Raw genomic sequence first — 24,179 nt, forward strand, 5'->3', positions numbered from 1 at the left:
GGAGGAGAGGAAGGGAGAGAGAAACATGGAATACGCATTTTACCTGAGCGGTTTGGTCGCGGTGCTGGCGACTTTGGGGGTTATCAGCAATACCAACCCGGTGCATGGGGTGCTGTATCTGGTGGTGTCATTACTGGCCGTGGCCATGGTGTTCTTTGCCCTGGGTGCGCCCTTCGCCGGGGCGCTTGAGATTATCGTCTACGCCGGAGCGATCATGGTGCTGTTCGTTTTTGTGGTGATGATGCTTAATCTGGGCGAGACGGCGGTCGCTCAGGAGCGCATCTGGCTGCAACCGCGCACGTGGCTGGGGCCATCACTGCTCGCCGGTGTCTTGCTGCTGACGCTGATCGACTTACTGTTGCGCGGCGATGGGGGCGTGCTGGTGCAGGGTGATGTGCTGAGCGCCAAGCAGGTGGGCACGATTCTGTTCGGCCCTTGGCTGCTGGTAGTGGAACTCAGCGCTTTGCTGTTGCTGGCAGCGCTGGTCACGGCCTCTCATGTCGGACGTTTACGCCACCCAGGGTCGGATTCAAAAATTGGCGAGGATGCTCCATGAACGGTGTGCCCATGGAACATGGTCTGGTGTTGGCAGCCATTCTGTTCGCGCTGGGGCTGGCTGGCCTGATGTTCAGGCGCAATATGATCTTTATACTGATGAGCCTTGAGATCATGCTCAACGCTGCGGGGCTTGCCTTTATCGTCGCCGGCGCGGCCTGGCAGCAGCCGGAAGGCCAGGTCATGTTTCTGCTGGTGATCACACTCGCGGCTGCAGAGGCCAGCGTCGGTCTGGCGCTGCTGATTCAGCTGCACCAGCGCTTTAAGTCCCTGGATATCGATGCGGTTAGCAGGATGCGCGGATAATGGAAATAATGACGTTACTGCCCTCGACTACGCTGCTGCTGCCGCTGACGTTTCTGCTGCCGCTGGCAGGAACGTTGATTCTGGCCTTTTCCCAGGGCACATTTAGCTACCGTGTCAGTGCCATTGTGGGAGTCGGCAGCGTGGGACTGGCTGCGCTGGTCACTGCACTGTTGGTACTGGGTTTTGTCAACGACGCTGCTAATGCCAGCCATCCTCAAATTGTTACCCTGTGGACCTGGATTGCCGTGGGGGAGTTTCAGCCCACCATGGGTCTTGCCCTGGACGGGTTGTCGCTGACCATGCTCGGAATTATTACCGGCGTAGGCTTTCTGATTCATCTGTTTGCCGCCTGGTACATGCGCGGCGATGAAGGTGTTACGCGCTTTTATACCTACATGAACCTGTTCGTGTTCAGCATGGTGCTGCTGGTACTGGGTGATAATCTGCTGCTGCTGTTTCTGGGCTGGGAAGGGGTCGGCATGTGCAGCTACCTGCTGATCGGCTACTACTACCAGAATAACGCCAACGGCTGGGCAGGGTTCAAAGCCTTCATCATTACCCGCATCGGCGATGTGTTCCTGGCCATCGGTATGTTTTTGCTGTTTGCCAAGCTCGGCACCCTGAACATTGCCGAGATCCTTTCTCTCGCACCGCAGATGTGGCGAGCGGGGGATCCAACCGTAGAGTTGGTGGCATTGCTACTGCTGGGCGGAGCAGTGGGCAAGTCTGCCCAACTACCGCTGCACACCTGGCTTGCCGACGCCATGGCAGGCCCCACGCCGGTGTCGGCTTTAATTCACGCCGCGACCATGGTCACCGCCGGGGTTTATTTGATTGCGCGCATGCATGGGGTGTTTGAGTTGGCGCCCACTGCGCTCTACCTGACTGGCCTGATTGGCGCCCTGACGCTGCTGATGGCTGGTTTCGCTGCCTTGGCCCAGACCGACATCAAACGGGTGCTGGCCTATTCCACCATGAGTCAGATCGGCTACATGTTTCTGGCCTTGGGGGTTGGCGCCTTCAACGCGGCGGTGTTTCACTTGATGATCCATGCCTTCTTCAAGGCACTGCTGTTCCTGTCTGCCGGCGCGGTGATCATCAGTTGCCATCACGAACAGGACATGCGTCGCCTGGGCGGGCTGTGGCGAAAGCTGCCTCTGGCTTACATGGGCTTTATCGTTGGCGGTGCGGCCCTGGTGGCCTTGCCACTGGTTACTGCGGGGTTCTACAGCAAGGATGAGATTCTCTGGCAGGAGCTGGCGGCAGGCCGCCAAGGGTTGCTGATTGCCGGTCTGTTTGGCGCTTTCCTGACCTCGTTGTACACCGTGCGGCTGATCATTGGTATTTTCCATGGTGAGATGAAAAGTGATGGCGCCCGCCAGGCTAAAGCGGGGCGGGGCCTTGCCCACGGCTTACCACTGGTGATCCTGGCGCTGCTCTCAACGCTGTTGGGCGCCTGGATTACGCCGCCGCTGAGTGGGGTGCTGCCGGCGGGCCCCGGTGAGGGCATGGAAGCGGGGCATACCGCGCTTGTGCTGGTCGCTTCGGCCACCGCGTTGATTGGTCTTGGCCTGGGAGCTTGGCTGTTTATCTTCAAGCGCGACGGGCTTGCACACATCACTTGCCAGGGGATCGGTGCCGGGCTTTGGACCTTGTGGCATCTGGCATGGGGCTTCGACATTGTTTTCAACTGGCTGCTGGTAAGGCCTTGGCGTGGCCTGGTGCGCATGCTGAAAGGCGACCTGTTTGATGCCTTCTTCCGCCTGATTGCCCAAGCTTTGCGTGTTGTACATTTAGGGCTTTCCCGAACCCAGACAGGCAAATTACGCGGCTACGCTACCACCATGGTGGTCGGGGCCACGCTGATTCTACTGAGCCTGGTGCTAGCGTTCTAGGGATTGTGCAAAACCCGGATAAGGAGATGCAACGCTTATGATACTGGTGTGGTTAATTGTGATCCCATTCGTCGGGGGACTCCTGTGCTGGCAGATAGAGCGATTAGGTGATAAGCCGACGCGCTGGATCGCACTTGTTACCATGCTGGTCGAGCTGTTGATTTCGCTTTGGTTGTGGGCACAGTACGATTTCCATCTGCCGGCGCTGGATGGCTCGACTACCCAGTGGGCTCTGGAATTCCGGGTGGTCTGGATTGAACGTTTTGGCATTGATTTTCACCTGGCCATGGATGGTCTGTCGTTGGTGCTGATCGCCCTGACCAGCTTTCTCGGCGCGCTGGCGGTGTTGTGTTCGTGGAACGAGATTGTGCGCCGGATCGGGTTTTTCCATCTCAACCTGCTGTGGATTCTCACCGGCGTTGTCGGGGTGTTTCTGGCCATCGATCTGTTCCTGTTCTTCTTCTTCTGGGAGCTGATGCTGGTGCCGATGTACTTCTTGATTGCTCTGTGGGGCCATAGTGGCTCGAAGGGCAAAACTCGCATCGGCGCGGCCATCAAGTTCTTTATCTATACCCAGGCCAGTGGGCTTTTGATGCTGGTCTCGATCCTGGGGCTGGTGTTCGCTCACCATGCCAACACCGGTGTGTATTCTTTCAGCTATGAGGTGCTGCTGGAGACCACGTTGTCGCCGACACTCTCCACGTGGTTGATGCTGGGCTTCTTTATCGCCTTTGCGGTCAAGCTGCCCGTAGTGCCACTGCACGGCTGGCTGCCGGACGCCCATGCTCAGGCACCGACCGCCGGCAGCGTGGATCTGGCGGGCATACTTCTCAAGACTGCCGCCTACGGCATGATGCGCTTCGCCTTGCCGCTGTTTCCAGAAGCATCCCAGGCATTCGCGCCCATCGCCATGGGGCTTGGCCTGCTTGGCATATACTACGGTGCGGTGCTGGCCTGTGGGCAACAGAACGTTAAGCGCTTCATCGCCTATACCAGTATCGCCCACATGGGGTTCGTACTGATTGGCATCTATTCCGGCTCTCTATTGGCTTTACAGGGTGTGATAGTACTGATGCTGGCCCACGCCTTTTCCGCAGCGGGGCTCTTTGTTCTCAGCGGACAGCTGTACGAGCGCCTGCATACTCGTGAGATGGACAAGATGGGCGGTCTGTGGGGGCGGCTGGGGAGTCTGCCTGGGTTCTGGCTGTTCTTTATTGCCGCTTCGCTAGGTATACCACTCACCGCCAATTTCGTCGGCGAATTTATGGTGCTGTTCGGTACCTTTCCCACGGCACCCTGGGTGGTTGTGATCGCAAGCTTTGGCCTGGTGCTGGCCGCAATCTATTCGCTGATCCTGATGCAGCGCGTGCACTATGGCCCGCCTCGCAGCGACACGCCATTGAAGGGGCTTGATGCCCGGGAATTTGCCATGATGCTGAGCATCGTCGTGCTCCTTATATGGCTTGGCATCTACCCCCAGCCGCTGCTTGATACCACCGAAGCCGCCATGGGCGAGGTGCAGCGGGTGTTCGAGATCTCGGGCGCCCCTGAGCGGGGCGTCGATGCCGGGCCGGGTGCGGCCATTACGCTAATGCCGGAGGCCCGCTGATGCCCGTTGCTGTTCTTATCGCCTATCTGCCAATAATTCTGGTCGCCGCGACGGCGATTGCGGTGATGCTTGGCATCGCCTGGCGCCGCGAGCACGCCGTAACGGTTGCCGCCAGCGTGCTGGGCCTGGGGCTGGCCTTGATCGCTCAGGTGTTTGCCTGGCGGGTGATTCCGGTACACACGCCACTGCTTGATTTTGATGGTCTGGCGCTATTAGCCGGGATCTTGATACTGGCGTCGACCCTGGTTTGCGCGATTCTGGCTCATGGTTATCTTGAGTCTTTTCACGGCGCCCGCGAAGAATTTTATGTTCTGCTGCTGTGCGCGGCGGCAGGGGGCCTGGTGCTGGTGGCGAGTCGGCACCTGGCCAGCCTGTTCATCGGCCTGGAGCTGTTATCCATGCCGCTCTATGGAATGCTGGCCTACGCTTACCATGAGCCACGCTCCCTTGAAGCCGGCATTAAATACCTAATTCTTTCTGCCGCCGCCAGCGCATTTTTGCTGTTCGGTATGGCGCTGCTCTATGCTCAAACCGGTGAGTTACGGATCGACGTTTTGATGGCCAGCCTTGATTCGCACACCGGTATCTGGGGCCTGGCGGGCGTTGGCCTGATGCTCGTTGGGTTAGGCTTCAAGCTTTCGGTAGTGCCCTTTCATCTATGGACCCCGGACGTCTACGAGGGCGGGCCGGGGCCGGCGGCCACCTTTCTGGCCACTGCCAGCAAGGTGGCGGTATTCGCGCTGCTGCTGCGGCTGATGCTGTCGACGCCGGTTGCCCAGGGTGACTGGCTGCGAGCGGTGTTTACCGGGCTGGCACTTGCCAGCATGCTAATCGGCAACCTGCTGGCGCTGACTCAATCTAACCTCAAACGCATCCTCGGCTATTCGTCCATTGCGCACTTCGGCTACCTGCTCATTGTGCTGGTGGTCGCGGACGGCCTGGCGGCGGAAACGGGAGGGGTCTACCTGATCACCTACGTGTTGAGCACTCTGGCGGCGTTTGGCGTGGTCATTCTGATTTCGAGCACGATCAGCGGCGAAGATGCAGCAGCGCTGCACCACTATCGAGGCCTGTTCTGGCGGCGCCCTTATCTGACCGCAGTACTTACCGTGGCGATGCTGTCACTGGCGGGCATTCCGGCAACCGTCGGCTTCATCGGCAAGTTTTATCTCATCGCTCTGGGCGTTGAAGGCCAGCGCTGGTGGCTGGTGGGCGGCATCATCCTTGGCAGCGCCATCGGGCTTTACTACTACCTGAGGGTCACCATCACGCTGTTTATGGCCGAGCCGGGAATGCACCGTCGCGACGCATCGGATGACTGGGGCTCGCGGGCAGGGGGCTTGGTGGTCCTTGCTGTAGCAGGGTTGGTGATATTGCTGGGCGTCTATCCGGCGCCGATGATCGAACTTGCGCGAGCCCTTGGTGGGATAACCATCCGCTGAATGAAACCGCCGGACAGGCTTCCAGCGGGATAACCACCAAGCTATGAAAGGAGTTCAGTCACTCCAGACAAAGAAGGTTGCTGTCTGTACCACCAGGCTGCGCCACCATTTCCTCGAACGGGCTGGCAGTAATTCCTTGGCTTTTCAGTGCTTCCAGCTTCTCCAGCGTATCAGCCTCGGCAACGCGCGCCAGCACATGCTGGATATAAGCCGAGGGCTCTAGACTGTTCGCTTTAGCAGTTTATGCCGAACCCAGAACTATTGCGCATTACAAAATCTAAATCAGTTGGATAGAAATCATCGTTTTACCGCCGAATACCATTGCACTAACCTAAATACACTGATTAATAGCTGGTTGGTTTTTCCACAATCAGATCTAAATGCTTAAAGAGAAAAAAACAGATTATAAGCTTGGATTGACCGCTATTCGCCAGTGCGTGCGGGTTTAGTTCGTTGGCATTACCGACCAACGAACTACCACGCGAACCCAATTTACCGCTCTTCTTTGCCACCCTATAGGTGGAAATAGGGGGCAATAGAGCAAGCCAAGCATGAAAACCATCGACATCGAGTACGCAATCATAGGGGCAGGAACAGCCGGGTTAGGGGCCTACTCCAAGATAAGTCGCAAGACTGATAGCCTTGTCATGATTCAAGATGGACCCTACGGTACCACGTGCGCACGTGTAGGCTGCATGCCTAGCAAGCTTCTGATCACCGCTGCCGATTATGCCCACCATATCGATGCCAGCGAGTTTTTTGGCGTCAAGACAGGGGGCACGGTAGATGGTCCGAAGGTGCTGGAGCGACTGCGCCGGGAACGGACCGATCGGTTTGTGGCGCGTAATCTTAGCTATGTGGCCAGAATTCCGGCGCACCATAAGATCGAAGGGCGGGCTCGCGTCATCGGGCCGGGCCACCTCATTGTCGGTGAGGACATTGAAGTCAAAGCAAAAAAAGTCATTCTTGCTTGCGGTTCAAGACCAGTGATCAGTGAAGTGTTCCAACCAGTTATGTCACGTGTACTGACTAGGGTCTGTTGACAATTGCTCGTAAGTCTTTGAAAGGTAAGAGCAGGCTCGTATAATGAAGTTCCACAACAACAACCATACGAGCCCGCAATGCCCAGATACAGGCTCACAGAGGAGCGGTGGTCCAAGCTAAAAGAAATATTGCTTCAATTCAGTCTGTATAACAAGGCAGGTCTGCGCAAAACAGTCGAAGGCATTCTCTTCAGAATGCGGACCGGCGTGCCCTGGAGAGATCTGCCAGACCATTTCGGCAAATGGAATTCCGTCTACAAAGCTTTCAATGACTGGTCGAAAAAAGGCCTCTGGAAAAAGCTCTTCAACGTGCTAAAAGCAGACTCCGATCTGGAGTGGGTCTTCATTGATGGCACCTATGTAAAAGCACACCAGCACAGTGCCGGAGCCGCGGATGGCTACGACGAGAATATCGGTAAAAGCAGGGCTGGCAACACCTCCAAGCTGCATTTGGCGGTGAATGCTTACGGCCTGCCGGAGGTGTTCACCATCACGGGCGGTCACATCAATGACTGCACTGAAGCACCAGCACTCATCGAAAAAATTGACGCTGCGCAGGTGCTGATAGCGGATAAAGGCTACGACAGCCAGATAATACGAGACAAGGGAGAAGCCCTCGGAATGAGCGTTATTATTCCCAGAAGGAAAAACTCGATAAAGGGAAACAAGGGATTCGACTGGCCGTTGTACAAGCTCAGGCACCTGGTGGAGAACGCGTTTGCCAGGCTCAAGCAGTATCGGGCCGTCGCCACCCGATATGACAAACTGACTCGTAACTATGAGAGCATTGTGTCATTAGCTTGCGCATTTCTTTGGCTGCCGATGTGAATTGTCAACAGACCCTAGTACATTCGATGATCGCCAGTGCCGCCGCGACCCAATCTGCGCCGATCAAGCACAAGGTTTCAGGGCTGATTGCAGGCGCTGCACCGCCAGCTTCTGTTTTGAAACAGATGGAAGGACTTGGGTTTGAACTAACCCATGTCTACGGACTTACTGAGACATATGGTCCTGCAGCCGTATGCGCCAAGCAGGATGACTGGGCTGAACGCACTCTGGAAGAGCGGATCGAACTCAACGGTCGACAAGGGGTGATCTATCCACTGCAGGAGGAAGTCGTTGTTCTTAATCCGAACACTTTGCAGCCAGTTCCGGCCGATGGTGTGACTGTTGGCGAGATAATGTTCCGGGGAAATATTGTAATGAAAGGATATCTACGTAACGAGACTGCAACCGACGAGGCATTTGCAGGCGGCTGGTTTCATACCGGCGATTTGGCTGTAGTGCATGCGGACGGCTACATCAAGATTACTGATCGTTCTAAAGACGTCATCATTTCGGGTGGTGAGAATATCTCGTCCTTAGAAGTTGAGGATATAATCCAGCGCCATCCTGAAGTCGAAATCGCCGCGGTTGTAGCCATGTCGGATGAGAAGTGGGGAGAAGTACCTGCAGCGTTCGTGCAGCTACGTCCCGACAGCTATTTGAGTGAAGAGGAGCTGATCGATTTCTGTCGGGAAAATATGAGTCGCTTTAAAGCACCAAAACGAGTCATTTTTGGCAGCCTACAGACCACTTCAACTGGGAAAATACAGAAATTTGCATTGCGTCAGCTACTCGCAGCACAGGAGTCTAGTTAGATATGCCCTGAGGCGAAGTGGTCTATTTAATTGCTAGGTTAATAGCCTGGCCGCTGTCGCACGAACTATCCGATCCGTTCATCTATATGGGTTTATCACGGCGATCCAGAAAACAGGATTTGGACATGCAGAAAGCTTTTCGGAATATCATCAGCGCCTGGGGGGAACATCGCCTCACTGGAGGTTGAGGAGATCATTCAGCGGCACGACGATGTCGAACTCGCGGCTATCTTGGAGATGACGAATGCCAAGTGGGCCAAAGTTCTTACCGCCTCGATGCAAATTTTTCAGGCTTAGTGAATTGGGAACAAGGGGTTGAACACAGCAGGGTGGTGGCGGTCTGGTATTTACATCTGCAGCGTTTATAGTATCGCTAAACGTGTCACTTGATCGTGCCGGTGTCCCTCAGCCCTTCTTCCGAGTATTGGTAATGTTACGACTTCCGCCCCTGATTGCATTGTCCTGTTTTGAGGTTGCCGCACGAACCAAAAGTTTTGCTAAAGCAGCTCAAGAACTCAACGTCACACCGGCGGCTATCAGCCACCAGATCAAGGCGCTTGAGGAGTATCTTGGTGTTGCGCTGTTCGTTCGCCACCACCGGCAGGTCAGCCTAACCCCGGCCGCGTGTACGGCACTGCCGGAGCTGCATGAGGGGTTTCAGATCTTGGGTCGTGCGGTGGACCATATCCGCTCCTACGGCGAAGAGCGCCTGATTGTTACCGTGTGCTCCGAGCCCCTATTCGCCACTAAGTGGATCGTACCGCGTCTGCATCGTTTTTACGCCATTTGCCCAGCCGCCGAGGTGCGCTTGCAGGCGAGCTTGAATACTGTAGATCGGGCCCGTGACAGCATCTTCAGTGTGGCGGATCTCAAACGCGCCGGCATCGACGTTTCCGTGCGCCTCGGCTACGGAAACTACGCCGACGTCAAGCCGCAACGGCTGATAGGGCTAGAGCTGGTACCAATGTGCGCTCCCGAACTGGCTACCTCCGTGACCGGACTCGATACATTGCGCCGGCTGCAATTACTGTGTGATAACACTGTTACCCGCTTCGACGAGTCCTGTGGCTGGAAAGAGTGGTTCAAGCAGCAGAGTTCCGAAATTGGCGCGTTGCGGGAACGACGGTTTGGAAACGGGCTGCTGGCGCTAGAGGCGGCCGTAAACGGCCAAGGTGTTCTGCTCGGCAGTCGGGATCTACACCAGGCTGAGCTCAGTGCTGGGAAGCTAGAGTTGGTAAGTGATAGTCCACTGACCTGTGAACAGGCGTATTACGTGGTCAGTGCGGGCCTAGACCAAGAGCGATCAATCACCAGACAGTTTCGTGAATGGTTGCTGGATGAGGCGAACAATCCTGCTTAGGTACAAACCGAGCAAGTCCACCATAGAAATCATGCGTATCGGCGTCGATTTACCAAAAAATGTGTTCGAAGTTTTCGGTGCTGATAAACACGAGAATGTACTGCTGCGAAAAGCCCTTGCACGAAAAAAAATGTTGGAGTTCTTCAGCCAACTAGTGTCCTTCCTAGCTCCGAGTATTGCATCGTCTTACAAGTATTCCCCTCTGCCAGCCTAGACACAATATCCAGCTTCGACAGGGGACAATAATCATTTGGATCTTTTTCAACAGGTGCTGCTTAGTAACTGTTAATGCGTCTTGTCAACCCAGTTGTGTGCGGTGGACGAGTCATGTTTCGTCCACCGCGCAAAGGGTGTTGCTAGTACTCAGAGAGTCCCGTTACTTGGGTAAATCGGGTGATAGCCCTATCAACCTGCGGCAGGCACTGCCGCCCGCTTTTTCGCTTCCCTGGCGAAAACGTTGGGCGCCCTTTTTCGTTTGATCGCCAGCAGCTTTTGCTCGTGTCGTAAGCCTTTGGCCAGGCCCACACACATTACCAGCAGCACGATGGTAAACGGCAAACCGGTCGTTACCGAGCCCGCCTGCAAAGCCGTCAAGGCATCGGCGCCGCCAATCGTCAACAATGCGGCCGCAATCACGCCTTCCAATGTCGCCCAAAACACGCGTTGTGCCGTTGGTGAATCGGTTTTGCCGCCTATCGATGACCAATGAGCCAGAGTCGGAGGAGGTCACGAAGAATACCAGCACCAGCACAATCGCCAGGACAGACGTGATTCCTTACAGCGGCAGGTTCTCCAGCATCTGAAACAGGGTCAGTGAAGAATCGCTGATGCCATCGGCCAGGGCACCAACGCGTGCTTTTGTCTGTGCTAGTCCATTGCCACCAAAGGCACTCATCCAGACGAACGTTACCAGGGTGGGTACGATGAGAACGGTGGTGAGAAATTCCCGAGCCGTACGACCCTTGGAGATGCGCGATAAACATGCCGACAAAGGGTGACCAGGAAATCCACCAAGCCCAATAGAAGATGGTCCAGCCGTGATAAAAGGTTTCATCCTCACGGCCGACTGGGTTGCTGAGCGGCAGGAAGTATTCGGCATAGGCCACGAATGTGGTGCCCAGGGTGCTGAGAAAAGTCATTAAAGATCCGGCAAAAATGACAAACAGCAACAGTGCGGCCGCCAGAACCATGTTGATGTTGCTCATTAGCTTGACCCCGCCATCAAGGCCGCGCGTCACCGAAAAAAGCGCGACGGCGGTGACAACAACGATGATGCCCGTCTGTGTGCCCAGATCGGCAGGAATCCCGAACAGGTAATTCAGACCGCCGGCGGCCTGTTGTGCGCCGAAACCGAGGGAGGTGGCCGGGCCAAAAATAGTAGCGATGACCGCCGTGATATCGATGATATTACCGATGGGTCCGTATATCCGATTGCCAAGCAAGGGGTAAAAGGTCGAGCGTATCGTCAGCGGCAAACCCTTATTATAGGTAAAAAACGCCAGCGCTAACCCAACTACGCCATAAATCGCCCATGGGTGCAGCCCCCAGTGATACATCGTCGCTGCCATGGCGGCGCGCTCGGCTTCCACGGTGCCACTGGCAATGTTCAGCGGAGAGCCGTACCACTCGGTATAATAGCCAATAGGCTCAGCCACGCTCCAGAACATCAGGCCAATGCCCATGCCCGCTGCAAACAATATGGCAAACCATGAAGAGCGGCTGTAATCCGGTTTGGCCGTGTCACCACCAAGCCGGATTTTGCCTACAGGGAGTACAATCAGGGCCAGGCAAAACACCACGAAAATGTTAACGCTGGACAAGAATAACCAGTCAAAAGTATTGATTGACCAGATGCGCGCCGCCATTAACATCTCGCTGGCAGATGCGGGGAAGAACAACGAGCCGGCAACGAATACCAAAATAAGCAAAGCGCTGGTCAGAAAAACGGGGGTTATGAAGTTCCAGCCCCAGGGGGTGGATGTTGTGTTGTCCTATCTCGTGTTCGGTATCGTAAACCGCTTCCAGTTCTTTTAACGTTTGCAATTGCTGTGTCTCATTGCCCTTGATGTTGCCAGCCATTGTGGAGCCTCCTCTTCATTATCGTTCGGCGTGCGACAGACCGTCGCCGTAGCAGGTACAGAAAACCACATTGCCGCAAGATCAGTCAGTCCGCGGGCGACTGACACGGGTCTCACTGCGACGGGGAAGGCGAGCGCCTGGAGTCAGATACCGCAGTGCCAACGGATGATGCGATCCCGCCGATTCAGGTGGGCGCTGATTCGCGCATGACGTTTTTGGGATTCTTTCGGTCGCAATCAGTCAATTTGGCAGATAGGGAGGACGCTATGCTGCGGCTATAACGTCTAATGTCTGGAGCCGACAATGTCCCCCATCAACCTGCATTCCACTGCCGATTTGCACAGCAATGCCATCATTATTGATGGCTTGATCATCGCGAAATGGAGCCGTGCGCTCTTTGAGGATATGCGCAAGGGTGGGCTGACCGCCGCCAACTGCACGGTATCAGTTTGGGAAGATTTTCAGGGGACGATTGACAACATCGTCATGGTCAATCGGCTCATGCGCGACAGCGCCGACCTGGTACGCCAGGTTCATACCACCGAGGATATTCGGCAGGCCAAGCGCGAAGGCAGGACTGGCATCATCCTCGGCTTTCAGAACGCACACGCCTTCGAGGACCAGATCGGCTACGTCGAGATATTCAAGCGCCTCGGGGTGGGTATTGTGCAGATGTGCTACAACACCCAGAACCTGATCGGCACCGGTTGTTACGAGCGCGATGGCGGCTTGTCCGGATTTGGCCGCGAGGTGATTGCCGAGATGAACCGGGTGGGCATCATGTGCGATCTGTCTCACGTCGGGGCGGTCACGTCTGAAGAAGTCATCCTCGAATCGAAAAAACCTGTTTGTTATTCCCACTGTCTACCGGCCGGTCTTAAACAGCATCCGCGCAACAAGACCGACGCGCAGCTCAAGTTCATCGCCGACCGTGGCGGTTTCGTCGGCGTGACCATGTTCGCGCCCTTCCTGAAGAACGGCATCGATTCCACCGTTGACGATTACTGCGAAGCGATTGGCTACATCATGAATATCGTCGGCGAAGACGCAATTGGTATCGGCACCGATTTCACCCAGGGTCATGGCCCCGAATTCTTCGACATGCTCACCCACGATAAAGGCTATGCCCGGTCCCTGACCGAATTTGGCAAGATTGTTAACCCGCTGGGCATACGCACCGTGGGGGAATTTCCCAACCTCACTGAGGCGCTGCTCAAAAACGGATTTTCCGAACCTCAGGTTCGCAAGATCATGGGCGAAAACTGGCTGCGGGTTCTTGGCGACGTCTGGGGTACGGAACATAGTCAAACGCAGGAGTCTGGCGCTGAATTGGCGTCCGAGCAGGTCGTCGCGACGAGTGATGCTGAGTTAGCTTTTCAGGGCTGACGCCCAGTTATGGCGTCCGTAACGATCCTGAAAATCACCGGGGGTGGAAAATGATGCGAGGCGAGCGACCATGACGACAATGGCACCAGAACTGCCTATCGAGGTTGATAAGGAAACCGGCGTCTGGACAACCGATGCGTTGCCTATGCTTTACGTTCCGCGCCACTTTTTTGTCAATAATCACATGGCGATCGAGCAGGAAATAGGCGCTGTGCGTTATGCCAAAATTCTCTACCACGCTGGTTACACATCGGCATGGCACTGGTGTGAAAAGGAGGCTGAGTTGCACGGCCTGGAAGGTGCAGCCGTGTTTGAGCATTACATGCTGCGCCTTTCGCAGCGTGGCTGGGGCCTGTTCACCATCGAGACGTTCGATCTTGAGCAGGGGGTCGCACGCGTCCGCCTGGACCACAGTGCCTTTGTGTACGTCTACGGAAAAGTCGATCGCAAGGTCGACTATATGTTCACCGGCTGGTTTGCCGGCGCCATGGACCAGATTCAGCAAGCGCGGGGGCATTCGTTGCGAACCCGCGCTGAACAGGTCCAGAGCGCGGCGGAGCCTGGCTGCGACCACGGCATATTCATCGTTCAGCCCCTGAGTTAAGGACGTTACCATGGCTTTCGAGGCGTTGTTCAAACCCATCCAGATTGGCACCCAGACTATCCGCAACCGCGTGGTCAGTACCGCCCACGCCGAGGTTTATGCAACCGATGGTGGCATGACCACTGAGCGCTACGTGCGCTATTACGAAGAGAAAGCCAAAGGCGGCTGCGGTCTGTGCATTTGCGGGGGCTCGTCGGTCGTGTCCATCGACAGTCCTCATAACTGGTGGAGTTCTGTAAATCTGGCCACCGATCGCATCATTCCCCACTTCCAGAACCTGGCGGACGCCGTGCACAAGCATGGCGGCAAGATCCTGATCCAAATCACCCATATGGGCCGCAGGTCCCGCTGGGATGGTTTCGACTGGCCTTCGCTCGTGTCGCCATCGGGTATACGTGAACCGGTCCATCGCGCGACCTGCAAGACCATCGAAGAAGAAGAGATCTGGCGCATCATTGGTGATTTCGTTCAGGCGGCGCGACGGGCGAAGGCTGGCGGCCTGGACGGCGTTGAACTATCGGCCGTGCACCAGCACCTGATCGATCAGTTCTGGAGCCCGCGTGTCAACAAACGTACTGACAAGTGGGGCAAGACCTTCGAAGACCGCATGCGTTTCGGTCTTGAGGTTGTAAAAGCGGTTCGCGCCGAAGTCGGTATTGATTTCATAGTTGGCCTGCGCATCTGCGGCGACGAGTTCCATCCCGATGGCCTCAGTCATGACGACATGAAACAGATCGCGGCCTACTACGACGCGACTGGCATGGTCGACTATTTCGGCGTGGTTGGCTCCGGTTGCGACACCCATAACTCTCTGGCGAACGTGATTCCGAATATGTCTTACCCGCCCGAGCCGTTTCTGCACTTGGCTGCGGGCATTAAAGCAGTCGTCAGTGTGCCGGTGATCCATGCCCAGAACATCAAGGATCCGAATCAGGCGCAGCGCATACTGGAGGCCGGCTACGTTGATCTGGTGGGGATGACGCGGGCGCAGATTGCCGACCCGCATATCGTCAATAAAATCAAATTGGGGCAGATAGACCAGATCAAGCAGTGCGTGGGTGCCAACTATTGTATCGATCGGCAGTACCAGGGGCTGGATGTGCTGTGCATCCAGAATGCGGCAACCTCGCGTGAATACAAGGGCCTGCCACATATCATAGCAAAGAGTACGGGTTCCCGGCGCAAGGTGGTGGTCGTGGGCGGCGGTCCTGCCGGCATGGAGGCGGCGCGGGTGGCTGCCGAGCGGGGTCATGCTGTGACGTTGTACGAGGCGAGCCCTGCACTCGGCGGACAGATCACCATAGCGTCCAAGGCGCCGCAGCGCGATCAGATTGCCGGTATCACCCGCTGGTTTCAGCTTGAACTGGCCCGCCTCAACGTCGAAGTATGTCTCGGCGTACGAGCGGACGAAGGCGTGCTCGATATGCGTCCAGACATTGTGATCGTCGCAACCGGCGGCACGCCTTTCCTGTCGCAGGTGCCCGAATGGGGTGCCGAAGACGGCCTCGTCGTCAGTACCTGGGACATCCTCAACGGCGTTGTCGCGCCCGGCAAGAATGTGCTGGTGTACGACACAATCTGCGAATTCCCCGGCGTATCGGCGGCCGATTTCCTCTCGGAGAAAGGTGCCCAGGTCGAGATCGTGACCGACGACATCAAGCCCGGCGCGGCCGTTGGCGGCACCAGCTTCCCAACCTACTACCGTAGCCTGTACGCCAAGGAGGTGATCATGACCTCCGACCTGATGCTGCAGAAAGTCTATCGCGAAGGCGACAAGCTGGTGGCGGTACTCGAAAACGAATACACCGGCGTTCAGGAAGAGCGGGTAGTCGATCAGGTGGTGGTCGAAAACGGCGTACGACCCGATGAAGCGCTGTACTACGCGCTCAAGCCGCGCTCGCTGAACAAGGGCCAGATCGACCTTGAGGCGCTGTTTGAAATCAGGCCGCAACCATGCCTGAGCACGCTGAGTGGCAGCGGCAGCGATTTTTTGCTGTTCCGTCTGGGTGACTGCAACGCGCCACGCAACACCCACGCCGCCATTTACGATGCGCTCAGGTTGTGTAAGGACTTCTGACGCGGTTGTCGGGCAGCCGCTCAAGTAGGTCATAGGAGAACCACCATGCTTGAAATTATCCTACCCATCCTGATATTCACGGCGCTGGTGTTGGCGATCATCGGGGCGGCTCGCCGGGTTCGCCTGTGGCGACAGGGGCGTCCCTCGGACGTTGGCTTTTTCAGTGGGCTGACGGCGGTGCCCCGGCGCTACCTTGTCGACCTCCACTGCGTGGTAGAGCGCGACAAGTACATTTCCCGCACCCACGTGGCGACGGCCGGGGGATTTGCCGTTGCGGCGCCGGTCGCGATTGCGGTGCACGGCCTGGGCCTGGGCAGCGCCTGGCTGACTTGGCCTTTGCTGGCGGCCACGCTATGCATGTTTGTTGGCAGCCTGTTCGTGGCCTTGCGCCGACGCAATCCGCCCGCTCGGCTCTCGAAAGGGCCCTGGATGCGTCTGCCTAAAAGCCTGGTTGCGTTCTCGCTGGGGGTTTTCGTTGTTACTCTGCCGGCAGCGGGTGTGGTGCCCGCTGCCATCGGCGGCTGGGTACTGGCCGTGCTTCTCGCGGCTGTGGTGGCGTGGGGCCTGGCCGAAATGTTTTTGGGTATGACCTGGGGTGGGCCGATGAAACACGCCTTCGCCGGTGTGCTGCATCTGGCTTTCCATCGCCGGCCGGAACGCTTCGGAGGCGGTCGTTCCACCGGCCTGAAAGCGCTCGATCTCGCCGACCCGCAGGCGCCGCTGGGCGCAGGAAAACCGGCGGATTTCACCTGGAACCAGCTACTGGGGTTCGATGCCTGCGTGCAATGCGGGCGTTGCGAAGCGGTCTGCCCGGCGTTTGCTGCGGGCCAGCCCCTTAACCCGAAAAAACTGATACAGGACATGGTGGTCGGGCTGGCCGGGGGCAGCGATGCCGGCTATCACGGGTCGCCGCACCCCGGCAAGCCGGTGGGCGAGCACCATGGCGCACTCGATGAGCCGATCATCGTAAGAGAAGGCAAGGCCTTGGTCAGCGCCGAGACCCTGTGGTCCTGCACCACCTGTAGAGCTTGTGTCGAGGAGTGTCCGATGATGATCGAGCATGTCGACGCCATCGTCGACATGCGCCGCCACATCACTCTGGAGTTGGGCGTTACACCCAGACGGGGCGTCGAGGTTATCGAAAACCTGATTGCGACCGACAATCCCAACGGCTTCGCCCCCGACTCGCGCATGCACTGGGCCGCGGATCTCAACCTGCCGCTAATGGCCGACGTGCGCGACGCGGCGGTCCTGCTGTGGATTGGCGATGGCGCCTTCGACCAGCGTAACCAGAGAACACTGCGTGCGCTGGTCAGGATACTGCGCGCCGCCGACGTCGATTTCGCAGTGCTCGGCAATGACGAGCGCGATAGCGGTGATCTCGCTCGCCGCCTTGGCGACGAAGCAACCTTCCAGAGCCTTGCGAGGCGTAACATCGCAACACTGTCACAGTATGGCTTTGGCTGTATCCTCACCTGCGATCCCCACAGCCTTCATGTACTCAAAAACGAGTACCCCGAATTGGGCGGCAGCTATCAGGTTTATCATCACAGCACCTATATCGCCGAATTGCTCGCCGAAGGCCGCATGGAGATTTCCCCGTGGAAAGGCGACAAGGTCACCTATCACGATCCCTGCTACCTGGGGCGTTACAACGGTGAGTACGACGCGCCGCGCAACGTGCTCAAGGCGCTCGGTATGGAACTGGTGGAAATGCAGCGCAGCGGCTCTCGTTCACGCTGCTGCGGCGGCGGCGGGGGCGCGGCGATCATCGACATTCCCGGTAAACGCCGGATCCCCGACATGCGCATGGATGACATCCGTGAAACCGGCGTGAGTGTGGTAGCCGTCGGTTGCCCGCAATGTACCGCCATGCTGGAGGGCGTGGTAGAACCGAGGCCGGAGGTTCGTGACATTGCCGAACTCGTGGCCGACTGCCTGGTGCCATCGGCGCAGAAAGATCAATCCGGCCGGAAAGACAACGCGGGTCAGCCATCGCCAGCTGTGGAGATACTCGCTGATGCATAACGGCACAGATCCTCTTCCGCGCCGCGACTCACGCAAGGAGCGGATCGCGCGCAACCGCCTGCATCCGGAACACGACGCGGTGCTTGCGGAGATGCTTGGCACAAGCCGGGTTGGGCCATCGCTCTGGGCCGGTCCCAATGGGCTGGCGCGGCGCAACCCGCATCGAGTGGGATTTAGTGGCCCCAACGGCATCAAGCGGATCGACCGCAGCGGCGCCCAGATAGACACGAGTCTGAACTTGCGAACTGAACGCCAGGCAGTGGTGGCCGATCGGCGCACAACCGTTGAGATCGAGACCCCGGCTTTTCTGATTGCAGTGGTGCCTGATCTTCCCGGTGGGCGGCTATCTGCCCATGACCGGGACCTGCTCGGTTTGGCCCGGCAATTGGCCGATGCGGATCCGGCCGTGCCCGGTGCGGTGTTGGCCATAGTCTTTGGCGCCATTCGGGAGGATGGCTTCGGGACTGCCGGTGTCGACCGGCTACTGCACTCTCTAATACACTCTGCCGATCAATCCCCCGGCCTGGGCGCCTCCTCTAACACACAGTGTCGCCCCGAAGCACGTCTGGCCGTGTTGGCTGACGTCGAGCGTGAGCTCTTGCCGTGCCATTGGCTGTTACCGGATTCGCCAATGGGTGGCGCCGACCTGGGCCGCCGGTTGGCGGCGAGATTGTCTGAACGCCCGGCGACACAGGTTTGGCAGATTAACCAAGACGCGGACGGAAAGCGCTGCAACGGGCTTGGTGCTGCGGGCAGCACGGATATAAACCGGCCGCTATCACGGTTGGTGTTGGCGCTGGCTGAGTGCGCCGAGCCCGTGGCCATGACTCGCCACGCGGCTCGGCCGATGACCCTGCCGGCGCCATTGTCACGGATGCCCGGGCGCATTCAGGACCTCGGCGCCGTGGCCGTCGACCCCGCGACGGTCGCGTTGGACGAAGCGGAGTTTATTCTGGCCGCCGGTCGTGGCGTAAGCGACTGGGCCGGATTTCACAACGCCGCGGCAGTTCTGGGGGCGACCGAAGGTGCCTCGCGCGTTGCGGTAGACGACGGTTTCATGGCGCGCGATCGCCAGGTCGGCGCCAGCGGCACATGGGTCACTGCGCGGGTGTACCTCGCGGTTGGTATTTCCGGCGCAATCCAGCATCTGCAGGGTATAAAGAGCTGCGACAAGGTCGTTTCGATCAACCTCGACCCGGACTGCGACATGAACAAACGCGCCGACCTCGCCGTGATCGGCGACGCTGACGAAATTCTGGCGGCTCTGGTGGCGCTGCAGCAACGGATCGAGGAGAAAGCGGATGCCGCCTGACGTTCTTGTGGAATCGGCGCCTGCCGACCGGCTCGGTATTGCCGTGTTGGTCTCGGTAGGGCGCCATCCGCTGACCGGGCGCACGCGGCGCGCCGACCAGGATGCTCGCGCGTACGAGCTGGCACTTTCTATTGCCGGCGCTTGTACAGCGCTGCTGCACGCGGGACAAAACGATGCCGAAAACGAGCTGGCGCTGCGCGGCTACCTGGGTATGGTCGGCGCCTCCGAGTCTGGCGAAAACACCGCGGAGCGATTGGTGGTGATAGAGCAGGCCATTGGTGCCGATGTGCTGCCGGCGCTGGTCAACGCGCTGCGTGAGCTGACGCCAGAGTTGGTACTGTGCGGCATGCGCGCCGAAACCGGTGAAGGTTCGGGAATGCTTCCCTATCTGCTGGCCGAGTGGCTGGGCTGGCCCATTGTCAGTGGTGTGGCACAGGTAGAAAGCGTAAGCGACGGCGTCGCGACGCTGCTGCAGGCTCTCCCGCGCGGCCAGCGACGTCGGCTCTCGGTGCGGCTTCCTGCAATCGTAACGGTCGATAGCGCAGCGCCCGGCGCGCGTCCCTCGGCTTTCGGCCCGGCACGCAGGGGCGGGCTTGCGGTGTCCGCTGCCGCGTCTATGCCCGACGAAGCGCGGGCCGAATGGCTTACCACACCGGCGCGCAAGCGACCCAGACGATTGAAGATCATCACCGCGTTGTCGGCGCGGGACCGTTTCAAGGCGGCAGCGGCAAAGACGCAGGGCGGCGGCGGTAAAGTGTTGACCGGCGTCAGTCCCGAGATCGGGGCTGAAGCCATTCAGGCGCTGCTGAAAGAGGAAGGGGTACTGCCGAGCTGACGCTCTTATTTCCCGACGATACGCAAATGATCCTGGCCGTAACCCAGGTTGCTGAGCATCTGTTCGCTGTACCATTGTAGGAAGTCGATGACGCCGTATTCGTAAGTTTCTGAATAGGGGCCTGGCTGGTAGGCTTTGGAGTTGATACCAAGCTGGTTTTCCTCCACCAGGCGCCGATCCTGGTCGTTGGTTGCGTCCCAGACCCGACGCATGTGTGCCAGATCGTAGTCGACGCCTTCGACGGCGTCCTTATGTACCAGCCACTTGGTGGTAACTACGGTGTGCTGGGGCCCAAGCGGCAGCACGCGGAACACCACCGCGTGATCTCCCATGAAGTGGTTCCAGGAATTGGGCAGGTGAAGGATGCGCAACGAGCCCATGTCAGGATTCTGGATTCGGCCCATCAGTTTGGTGCAAGCAGGTTTGCCGTCCATTGTCATGGCGACCGTACCCTCCAATAGGGGGGTTCTGGTAAGGCGGCTGCGCTGACCGAAACGCTGTAGCTGCCAGGGTATATTCTGGGCACTCCATTCGGCCTGCTTGCGCGCGACCAGCGCCTTATACTCGGGTGTGGCGCGGGGATCCTCGGTGTCATCGAACTCCTGCAGGCTATTCAGCAATTCGGGGTGCGCCCCGTTGCAGTGATAGCACTCGCGATTATTTTCGACCACCAGCTTCCAGTTAGCCTGTTCAACCAGCGTCGATTCGGCGGCGACCTTGACGTTGTCCATATCGTAGGGCTCGAGGTATTCACCCAGCGTGAAGAGAAGGTCATCAACGGCGGGTGGATCTTCGGCCAGACAGATCAGGATGAAACCGCCGCCGGTTTTGACCTGCACGGGTTTCAGGCTGTAGTCGGACGGGTCGAAAGCGTGGCCCATATTGTTGCCTGCGTACAATAGGCGCCCATCGAGCTCGTAGGTCCATTGGTGGTAGGGGCACACCAGCTTGGCAACTTTGCCCTTAGCCTTACTGCACAGGCGTGAACCACGATGGCGACAGACGTTGTGAAACCCTTGCACAGCGCCTGTATTGTCGCGCATCACGATCACGGAGTTACTGCCCACCTCGACTGTTATGTAGCTGCCTCTGGTTGGAATTTCGCACGTCATTCCGGCGAAAATCCATTCCTTCTCGAATATTTCTTCCATGTCGAGCTTGAACATGCTCGCGTCGTTGTAGAGGGCCTGTGGCAAGGAGAAATTCTGGCGCCTGCTCTGCAGCATCTCAGCCATTACTCTGCGCGGATCATTCATTGAGTGGTTAAAACCTGCGGTAAAATCACGGTCCATCGTTTTCTCTCCTCACGGCGTGAATGATCGTATCAGATGCCACCTGACGTCCGACCGAGTGTGGACCAGGTTCGGGAAACAGAGTTGTCTATTCACGACATGCACAGCGCTGACGACGACATCCTGTATCAGGGTTGTGATGGCAGTTCCAGATACGCCAGTGTCGTATATAGACAAGTCGTGCCAAGGGCAGACGGCGAGAATCATTTCGTTGACCATGCTTCGGTGGAACACGCATCAGTGCACAGAGCGATGGCGATACCTGGCTCGGGTTGCCGTCGCCTGCAGGCCGTTCAGACGAGAGAGAGTTTATGACTACGCAGTTTCTCAATCCCGTTAACACGCAGACCTGGAGCAATGGCCGCCACGTGGTGCGCTGCACCCAAGCGGTCCAGGAGACCTGGGATGTGCGCACCTTCTGTTTTGTTGCGGAACAGCCGATTCTGTTCTACTTCAAGCCCGGCCAGTTCGTCACATTGGAGCTGGAAATCGACGGGGAGCAAATCATGCGCTCCTACAGCATTTCCAGCTCCCCATCGGTGCCTTACAGTTTCTCGATTACAGTAAAGCGCATACCCGGCGGCAAGGTGTCCAACTGGCTCCACGATAACCTCGTTGAAGGTTTTGAGCTTGCGGTGCACGGACCGATTGGCGACTTCAATGCGATCGATTACCCCACCGAGAATATCCTGATGCTCTCCGGTGGTGTTGGCATAACGCCGGTGATGTCGATGGCCCGCTGGTTTTTCGATACCAATGCCAATGTTAACGCCTGCTTTATCCACAGCGCCCGCACCCCCCAGGATGTTATCTACAGTCGCGAGCTCGACCACATGTGTTCGCGCATCGACAGCTTCAATGTGCATGTCATCTGCGAGCGGCAGGAGCCTGGCCAACCCTGGGTCGGCTATAGGGGCTATTTGAACCAGCAGATGCTGGAGTTGATTGCGCCGGACTTCATGGATTTTGAAGTGTTTTGCTGCGGCCCGACCCCCTACATGCGTGCGGTCAGACAGATCCTGGGCAACGCGGGTTTCGACATGGCTCACTATCACGAGGAGTCGTTCGGCTCGACACCGGCGGCGGTTGCGGAAGACGTTATCGAGCACGCCGAGGCTGCTGCTGAAGCACTCGACCAGGCTGACCTGGTCAGTGTCACCTTCGTCGACAGCGACAAGCACGTGCGCGTGCCACGGGGCGAGACTGTCCACGCCGCCGCGGCCAAGGTGGGCCTGCACATTCCGAAGGCTTGTGGCATGGGCTTGTGCGGCACCTGCCGGGTTGAGCTGAAAGCCGGCACGGTCGATATGCAGCACAACGGCGGCATCACTGAGGAAGACGAGGAGGTGGGCTTCATCCTTGCCTGTTGCAGTCGGCCCTTGGGTGACGTTGTGGTGGGGTACTGAGGATGTCGCAAACGCTGCTTGACGACACGCCACTTAATTTAACAACAGGGTTGCTCGCTATGGAACGGTATTCGGTTTTTGGACTCATCAAACACGCCCTGAGTTACCACGAGAACTGGCAAAAAACCTGGCGCAGCCCCACGCCGAAGAAAGAATACGACGTGATCATCATCGGCGGCGGCGGTCACGGCCTCGCCACCGCCTACTATCTCGCCAAAAACTACGGCGTCACCAATGTGGCGGTGATCGAGAAGGGCTGGCTCGGCGGCGGCAATACGGCACGTAACACCACAATCGTGCGCTCAAACTACCTCTGGGACGAGTCGGCAGCGCTGTACGAGCACTCGATGAAGCTTTGGGAGGGGTTGTCGCAGGACCTGAACTACAACGTCATGTTCTCACAGCGCGGCGTGCTCAACCTTGGGCACACGCTGCAGGACATGCGCGACATTCAGCGCAGAGTCAATGCGAATCGTCTCAATGGCATCGATGGTGAGGTGCTCGATGCCCGCCAGGTCGCGGAGCGGGTTCCCATAATGGACTGCTCCCGCAACACCCGTTACCCGGTGCTGGGCGCCTCGTGGCAGCCGCGCGCAGGCGTGGCCCGCCATGACGCCGTGGCTTGGGGCTATGCCCGCAGCGCAGACCGGCTCGGGGTCGACCTGATCCAGCAGACGGAAGTCACCGGGCTCAATATCCACAACGGCAAGATCCTCGGTGTGCATACCAGTCGCGGTGATATCAATGCCAGAACAGTGGGCTGTGTGGTCGCCGGTAACTCCGGCGTGGTTGCTGGCATGGCCGGCATCAAGCTGCCCATCGAGTCGCATCCTCTGCAAGCATTCGTGTCGGAGCCGCTCAAGCCGATTCTCGACACGGTGGTCATGTCCAACCACGTGCACGGGTATATCAGCCAGACGGACAAGGGCGATCTGGTCGTTGGCGCCGGCATTGACGGGTACAACGGTTACGGCCAACGCGGCAGTTATCCGACGATTGAACACACCATGCAGGCGATTATTGAACTGTTTCCGATCTTCTCACGAGTGCGCATGAACCGGCAGTGGGGCGGCATTGTCGACACCACGCCAGATGCCTGTCCGATCCTTTCCGCCACACCGGTTGAAGGGCTGTTTTTCAACTGCGGCTGGGGCACTGGTGGCTTCAAGGCCACCCCGGGTTCGGGCGATGTCTTCGCCTGGACTCTGGCGAACGGTCGGCCACATGCCCTGGCGGCGCCGTTTTCAATCGATCGCTTCTGCACCGGCTCGCTGATTGACGAGCACGGCGCTGCGGGCGTCGCTCATTAA

General features: G+C 58.0%; 20 protein-coding genes and 2 pseudogenes. 17 read left to right on the plus strand and 5 right to left on the minus strand.

Annotation, left to right across the window (positions count from 1 at the left end; genetic code table 11):
- Positions 1 to 25 precede the first annotated feature (25 nt).
- Genes nuoJ through nuoN form a run of 5 tightly spaced genes read left to right on the plus strand, consistent with a single transcriptional unit; the run spans position 26 to position 5,807 of the window.
- Positions 26 to 556 (plus strand): NADH-quinone oxidoreductase subunit J, encoded by a 531-nt coding sequence (gene nuoJ, locus MELB17_RS09515; RefSeq protein WP_007350006.1) that lies wholly within the window; start codon positions 26 to 28, stop codon positions 554 to 556.
- Positions 553 to 861, plus strand: a complete 309-nt coding sequence (gene nuoK / locus MELB17_RS09520) for an NADH-quinone oxidoreductase subunit NuoK (protein WP_007350007.1) — start codon at positions 553 to 555, stop codon at positions 859 to 861. Before nuoJ ends, nuoK begins: the two co-directional genes overlap by 4 nt.
- Entirely contained in the window at positions 861 to 2,756 is a 1,896-nt protein-coding gene (gene nuoL / locus MELB17_RS09525; protein WP_007350008.1) for an NADH-quinone oxidoreductase subunit L, read from the plus strand. Before nuoK ends, nuoL begins: the two co-directional genes overlap by 1 nt.
- Positions 2,757 to 2,793: 37 nt before the next feature.
- Positions 2,794 to 4,365 (plus strand): NADH-quinone oxidoreductase subunit M, encoded by a 1,572-nt coding sequence (gene nuoM / locus MELB17_RS09530; RefSeq protein ID WP_007350009.1) that lies wholly within the window; start codon positions 2,794 to 2,796, stop codon positions 4,363 to 4,365.
- Complete coding sequence (gene nuoN, locus MELB17_RS09535) at positions 4,365 to 5,807, plus strand: NADH-quinone oxidoreductase subunit NuoN (RefSeq protein WP_007350010.1); 1,443 nt, start codon at positions 4,365 to 4,367, stop codon at positions 5,805 to 5,807. The genes nuoM and nuoN overlap by 1 nt, the downstream gene beginning before the upstream one ends.
- Before the next feature lie 58 nt (positions 5,808 to 5,865).
- On the opposite strand, the pseudogene MELB17_RS26135 reads toward nuoN, so the two are convergent.
- Positions 5,866 to 6,048 (minus strand): annotated as a pseudogene (locus MELB17_RS26135) (transposase domain-containing protein); the annotation flags it as partial.
- Positions 6,049 to 6,358: 310 nt separating this feature from the next.
- Here MELB17_RS26135 and MELB17_RS09540 point away from each other — a divergent pair.
- The 4 genes from MELB17_RS09540 to MELB17_RS09555 all read left to right on the plus strand — a co-directional run bounded on the left by MELB17_RS09540 (position 6,359) and on the right by MELB17_RS09555 (position 9,850).
- Positions 6,359 to 6,850, plus strand: a complete 492-nt coding sequence (locus MELB17_RS09540; protein WP_007350012.1) for an FAD-dependent oxidoreductase — start codon at positions 6,359 to 6,361, stop codon at positions 6,848 to 6,850.
- 78 nt (positions 6,851 to 6,928) lie between these two features.
- A complete protein-coding gene (locus MELB17_RS09545; RefSeq protein WP_007350013.1) occupies positions 6,929 to 7,678 on the plus strand; it encodes an IS5 family transposase in 750 nt (249 codons plus the stop codon).
- Entirely contained in the window at positions 7,651 to 8,490 is an 840-nt protein-coding gene (locus MELB17_RS09550) for an AMP-binding enzyme (protein ID WP_264673225.1), read from the plus strand. Before MELB17_RS09545 ends, MELB17_RS09550 begins: the two co-directional genes overlap by 28 nt.
- A 430-nt stretch (positions 8,491 to 8,920) precedes the next feature.
- Positions 8,921 to 9,850, plus strand: a complete 930-nt coding sequence (locus MELB17_RS09555; RefSeq protein WP_007350015.1) for a LysR family transcriptional regulator — start codon at positions 8,921 to 8,923, stop codon at positions 9,848 to 9,850.
- A 405-nt stretch (positions 9,851 to 10,255) separates the two neighbouring features.
- On the opposite strand, the gene MELB17_RS26335 is transcribed toward MELB17_RS09555, so the two are convergent.
- The 3 genes and pseudogenes from MELB17_RS26335 to MELB17_RS26350 all read right to left on the minus strand — a co-directional run bounded on the left by MELB17_RS26335 (position 10,256) and on the right by MELB17_RS26350 (position 11,929).
- Complete coding sequence (locus MELB17_RS26335; RefSeq protein ID WP_007350016.1) at positions 10,256 to 10,510, minus strand: BCCT family transporter; 255 nt, start codon at positions 10,508 to 10,510, stop codon at positions 10,256 to 10,258.
- Positions 10,511 to 10,625: 115 nt separating this feature from the next.
- A pseudogene (locus tag MELB17_RS26345) lies at positions 10,626 to 11,778 on the minus strand (BCCT family transporter).
- The gene (locus MELB17_RS26350; protein ID WP_007350019.1) at positions 11,681 to 11,929 is read right to left on the minus strand and encodes a hypothetical protein; all 249 of its coding nucleotides are present in this window, start codon (positions 11,927 to 11,929) and stop codon (positions 11,681 to 11,683) included. Before MELB17_RS26350 ends, MELB17_RS26345 begins: the two are co-directional and overlap by 98 nt.
- 303 nt (positions 11,930 to 12,232) lie before the next feature.
- Between MELB17_RS26350 and MELB17_RS09565 the strand changes: the two genes are divergently transcribed.
- The 6 genes from MELB17_RS09565 (at position 12,233) to MELB17_RS09590 (ending at position 20,171) form a co-directional block, all read left to right on the plus strand.
- Positions 12,233 to 13,315 (plus strand): dipeptidase, encoded by a 1,083-nt coding sequence (locus MELB17_RS09565; protein WP_007350020.1) that lies wholly within the window; start codon positions 12,233 to 12,235, stop codon positions 13,313 to 13,315.
- Positions 13,316 to 13,385: 70 nt separating this feature from the next.
- Positions 13,386 to 13,919: a 4-vinyl reductase gene (locus MELB17_RS09570; RefSeq protein ID WP_007350021.1), complete on the plus strand. Its 534-nt coding sequence runs from the start codon at positions 13,386 to 13,388 to the stop codon at positions 13,917 to 13,919.
- 10 nt (positions 13,920 to 13,929) lie between these two features.
- Complete coding sequence (dgcA, locus tag MELB17_RS09575) at positions 13,930 to 15,996, plus strand: dimethylglycine demethylation protein DgcA (RefSeq protein WP_007350022.1); 2,067 nt, start codon at positions 13,930 to 13,932, stop codon at positions 15,994 to 15,996.
- A gap of 45 nt (positions 15,997 to 16,041) precedes the next feature.
- Positions 16,042 to 18,024 carry a (Fe-S)-binding protein gene (locus MELB17_RS09580; protein WP_007350023.1) on the plus strand — a complete coding sequence of 661 codons (1,983 nt, stop codon included), beginning with the start codon at positions 16,042 to 16,044 and terminating at the stop codon, positions 18,022 to 18,024.
- Positions 18,017 to 19,336, plus strand: a complete 1,320-nt coding sequence (locus tag MELB17_RS09585; protein ID WP_007350024.1) for an electron transfer flavoprotein subunit alpha/FixB family protein — start codon at positions 18,017 to 18,019, stop codon at positions 19,334 to 19,336. Before MELB17_RS09580 ends, MELB17_RS09585 begins: the two co-directional genes overlap by 8 nt.
- Positions 19,326 to 20,171, plus strand: a complete 846-nt coding sequence (locus MELB17_RS09590) for an electron transfer flavoprotein subunit beta (RefSeq protein WP_007350025.1) — start codon at positions 19,326 to 19,328, stop codon at positions 20,169 to 20,171. The genes MELB17_RS09585 and MELB17_RS09590 overlap by 11 nt, the downstream gene beginning before the upstream one ends.
- Positions 20,172 to 20,176: 5 nt before the next feature.
- On the opposite strand, the gene MELB17_RS09595 is transcribed toward MELB17_RS09590, so the two are convergent.
- Positions 20,177 to 21,463, minus strand: a complete 1,287-nt coding sequence (locus MELB17_RS09595; protein ID WP_007350026.1) for an aromatic ring-hydroxylating oxygenase subunit alpha — start codon at positions 21,461 to 21,463, stop codon at positions 20,177 to 20,179.
- A 311-nt stretch (positions 21,464 to 21,774) separates the two neighbouring features.
- On the opposite strand from MELB17_RS09595, the gene MELB17_RS09605 reads away from it, so the two are divergent.
- Positions 21,775 to 22,869 (plus strand): hybrid-cluster NAD(P)-dependent oxidoreductase, encoded by a 1,095-nt coding sequence (locus MELB17_RS09605; protein ID WP_007350027.1) that lies wholly within the window; start codon positions 21,775 to 21,777, stop codon positions 22,867 to 22,869.
- A 59-nt stretch (positions 22,870 to 22,928) separates the two neighbouring features.
- Entirely contained in the window at positions 22,929 to 24,179 is a 1,251-nt protein-coding gene (locus MELB17_RS09610) for a sarcosine oxidase subunit beta family protein (RefSeq protein ID WP_007350028.1), read from the plus strand.

Source organism: Marinobacter sp. ELB17 (assembly GCF_000169375.1).
Taxonomy (GTDB): domain Bacteria; phylum Pseudomonadota; class Gammaproteobacteria; order Pseudomonadales; family Oleiphilaceae; genus Marinobacter.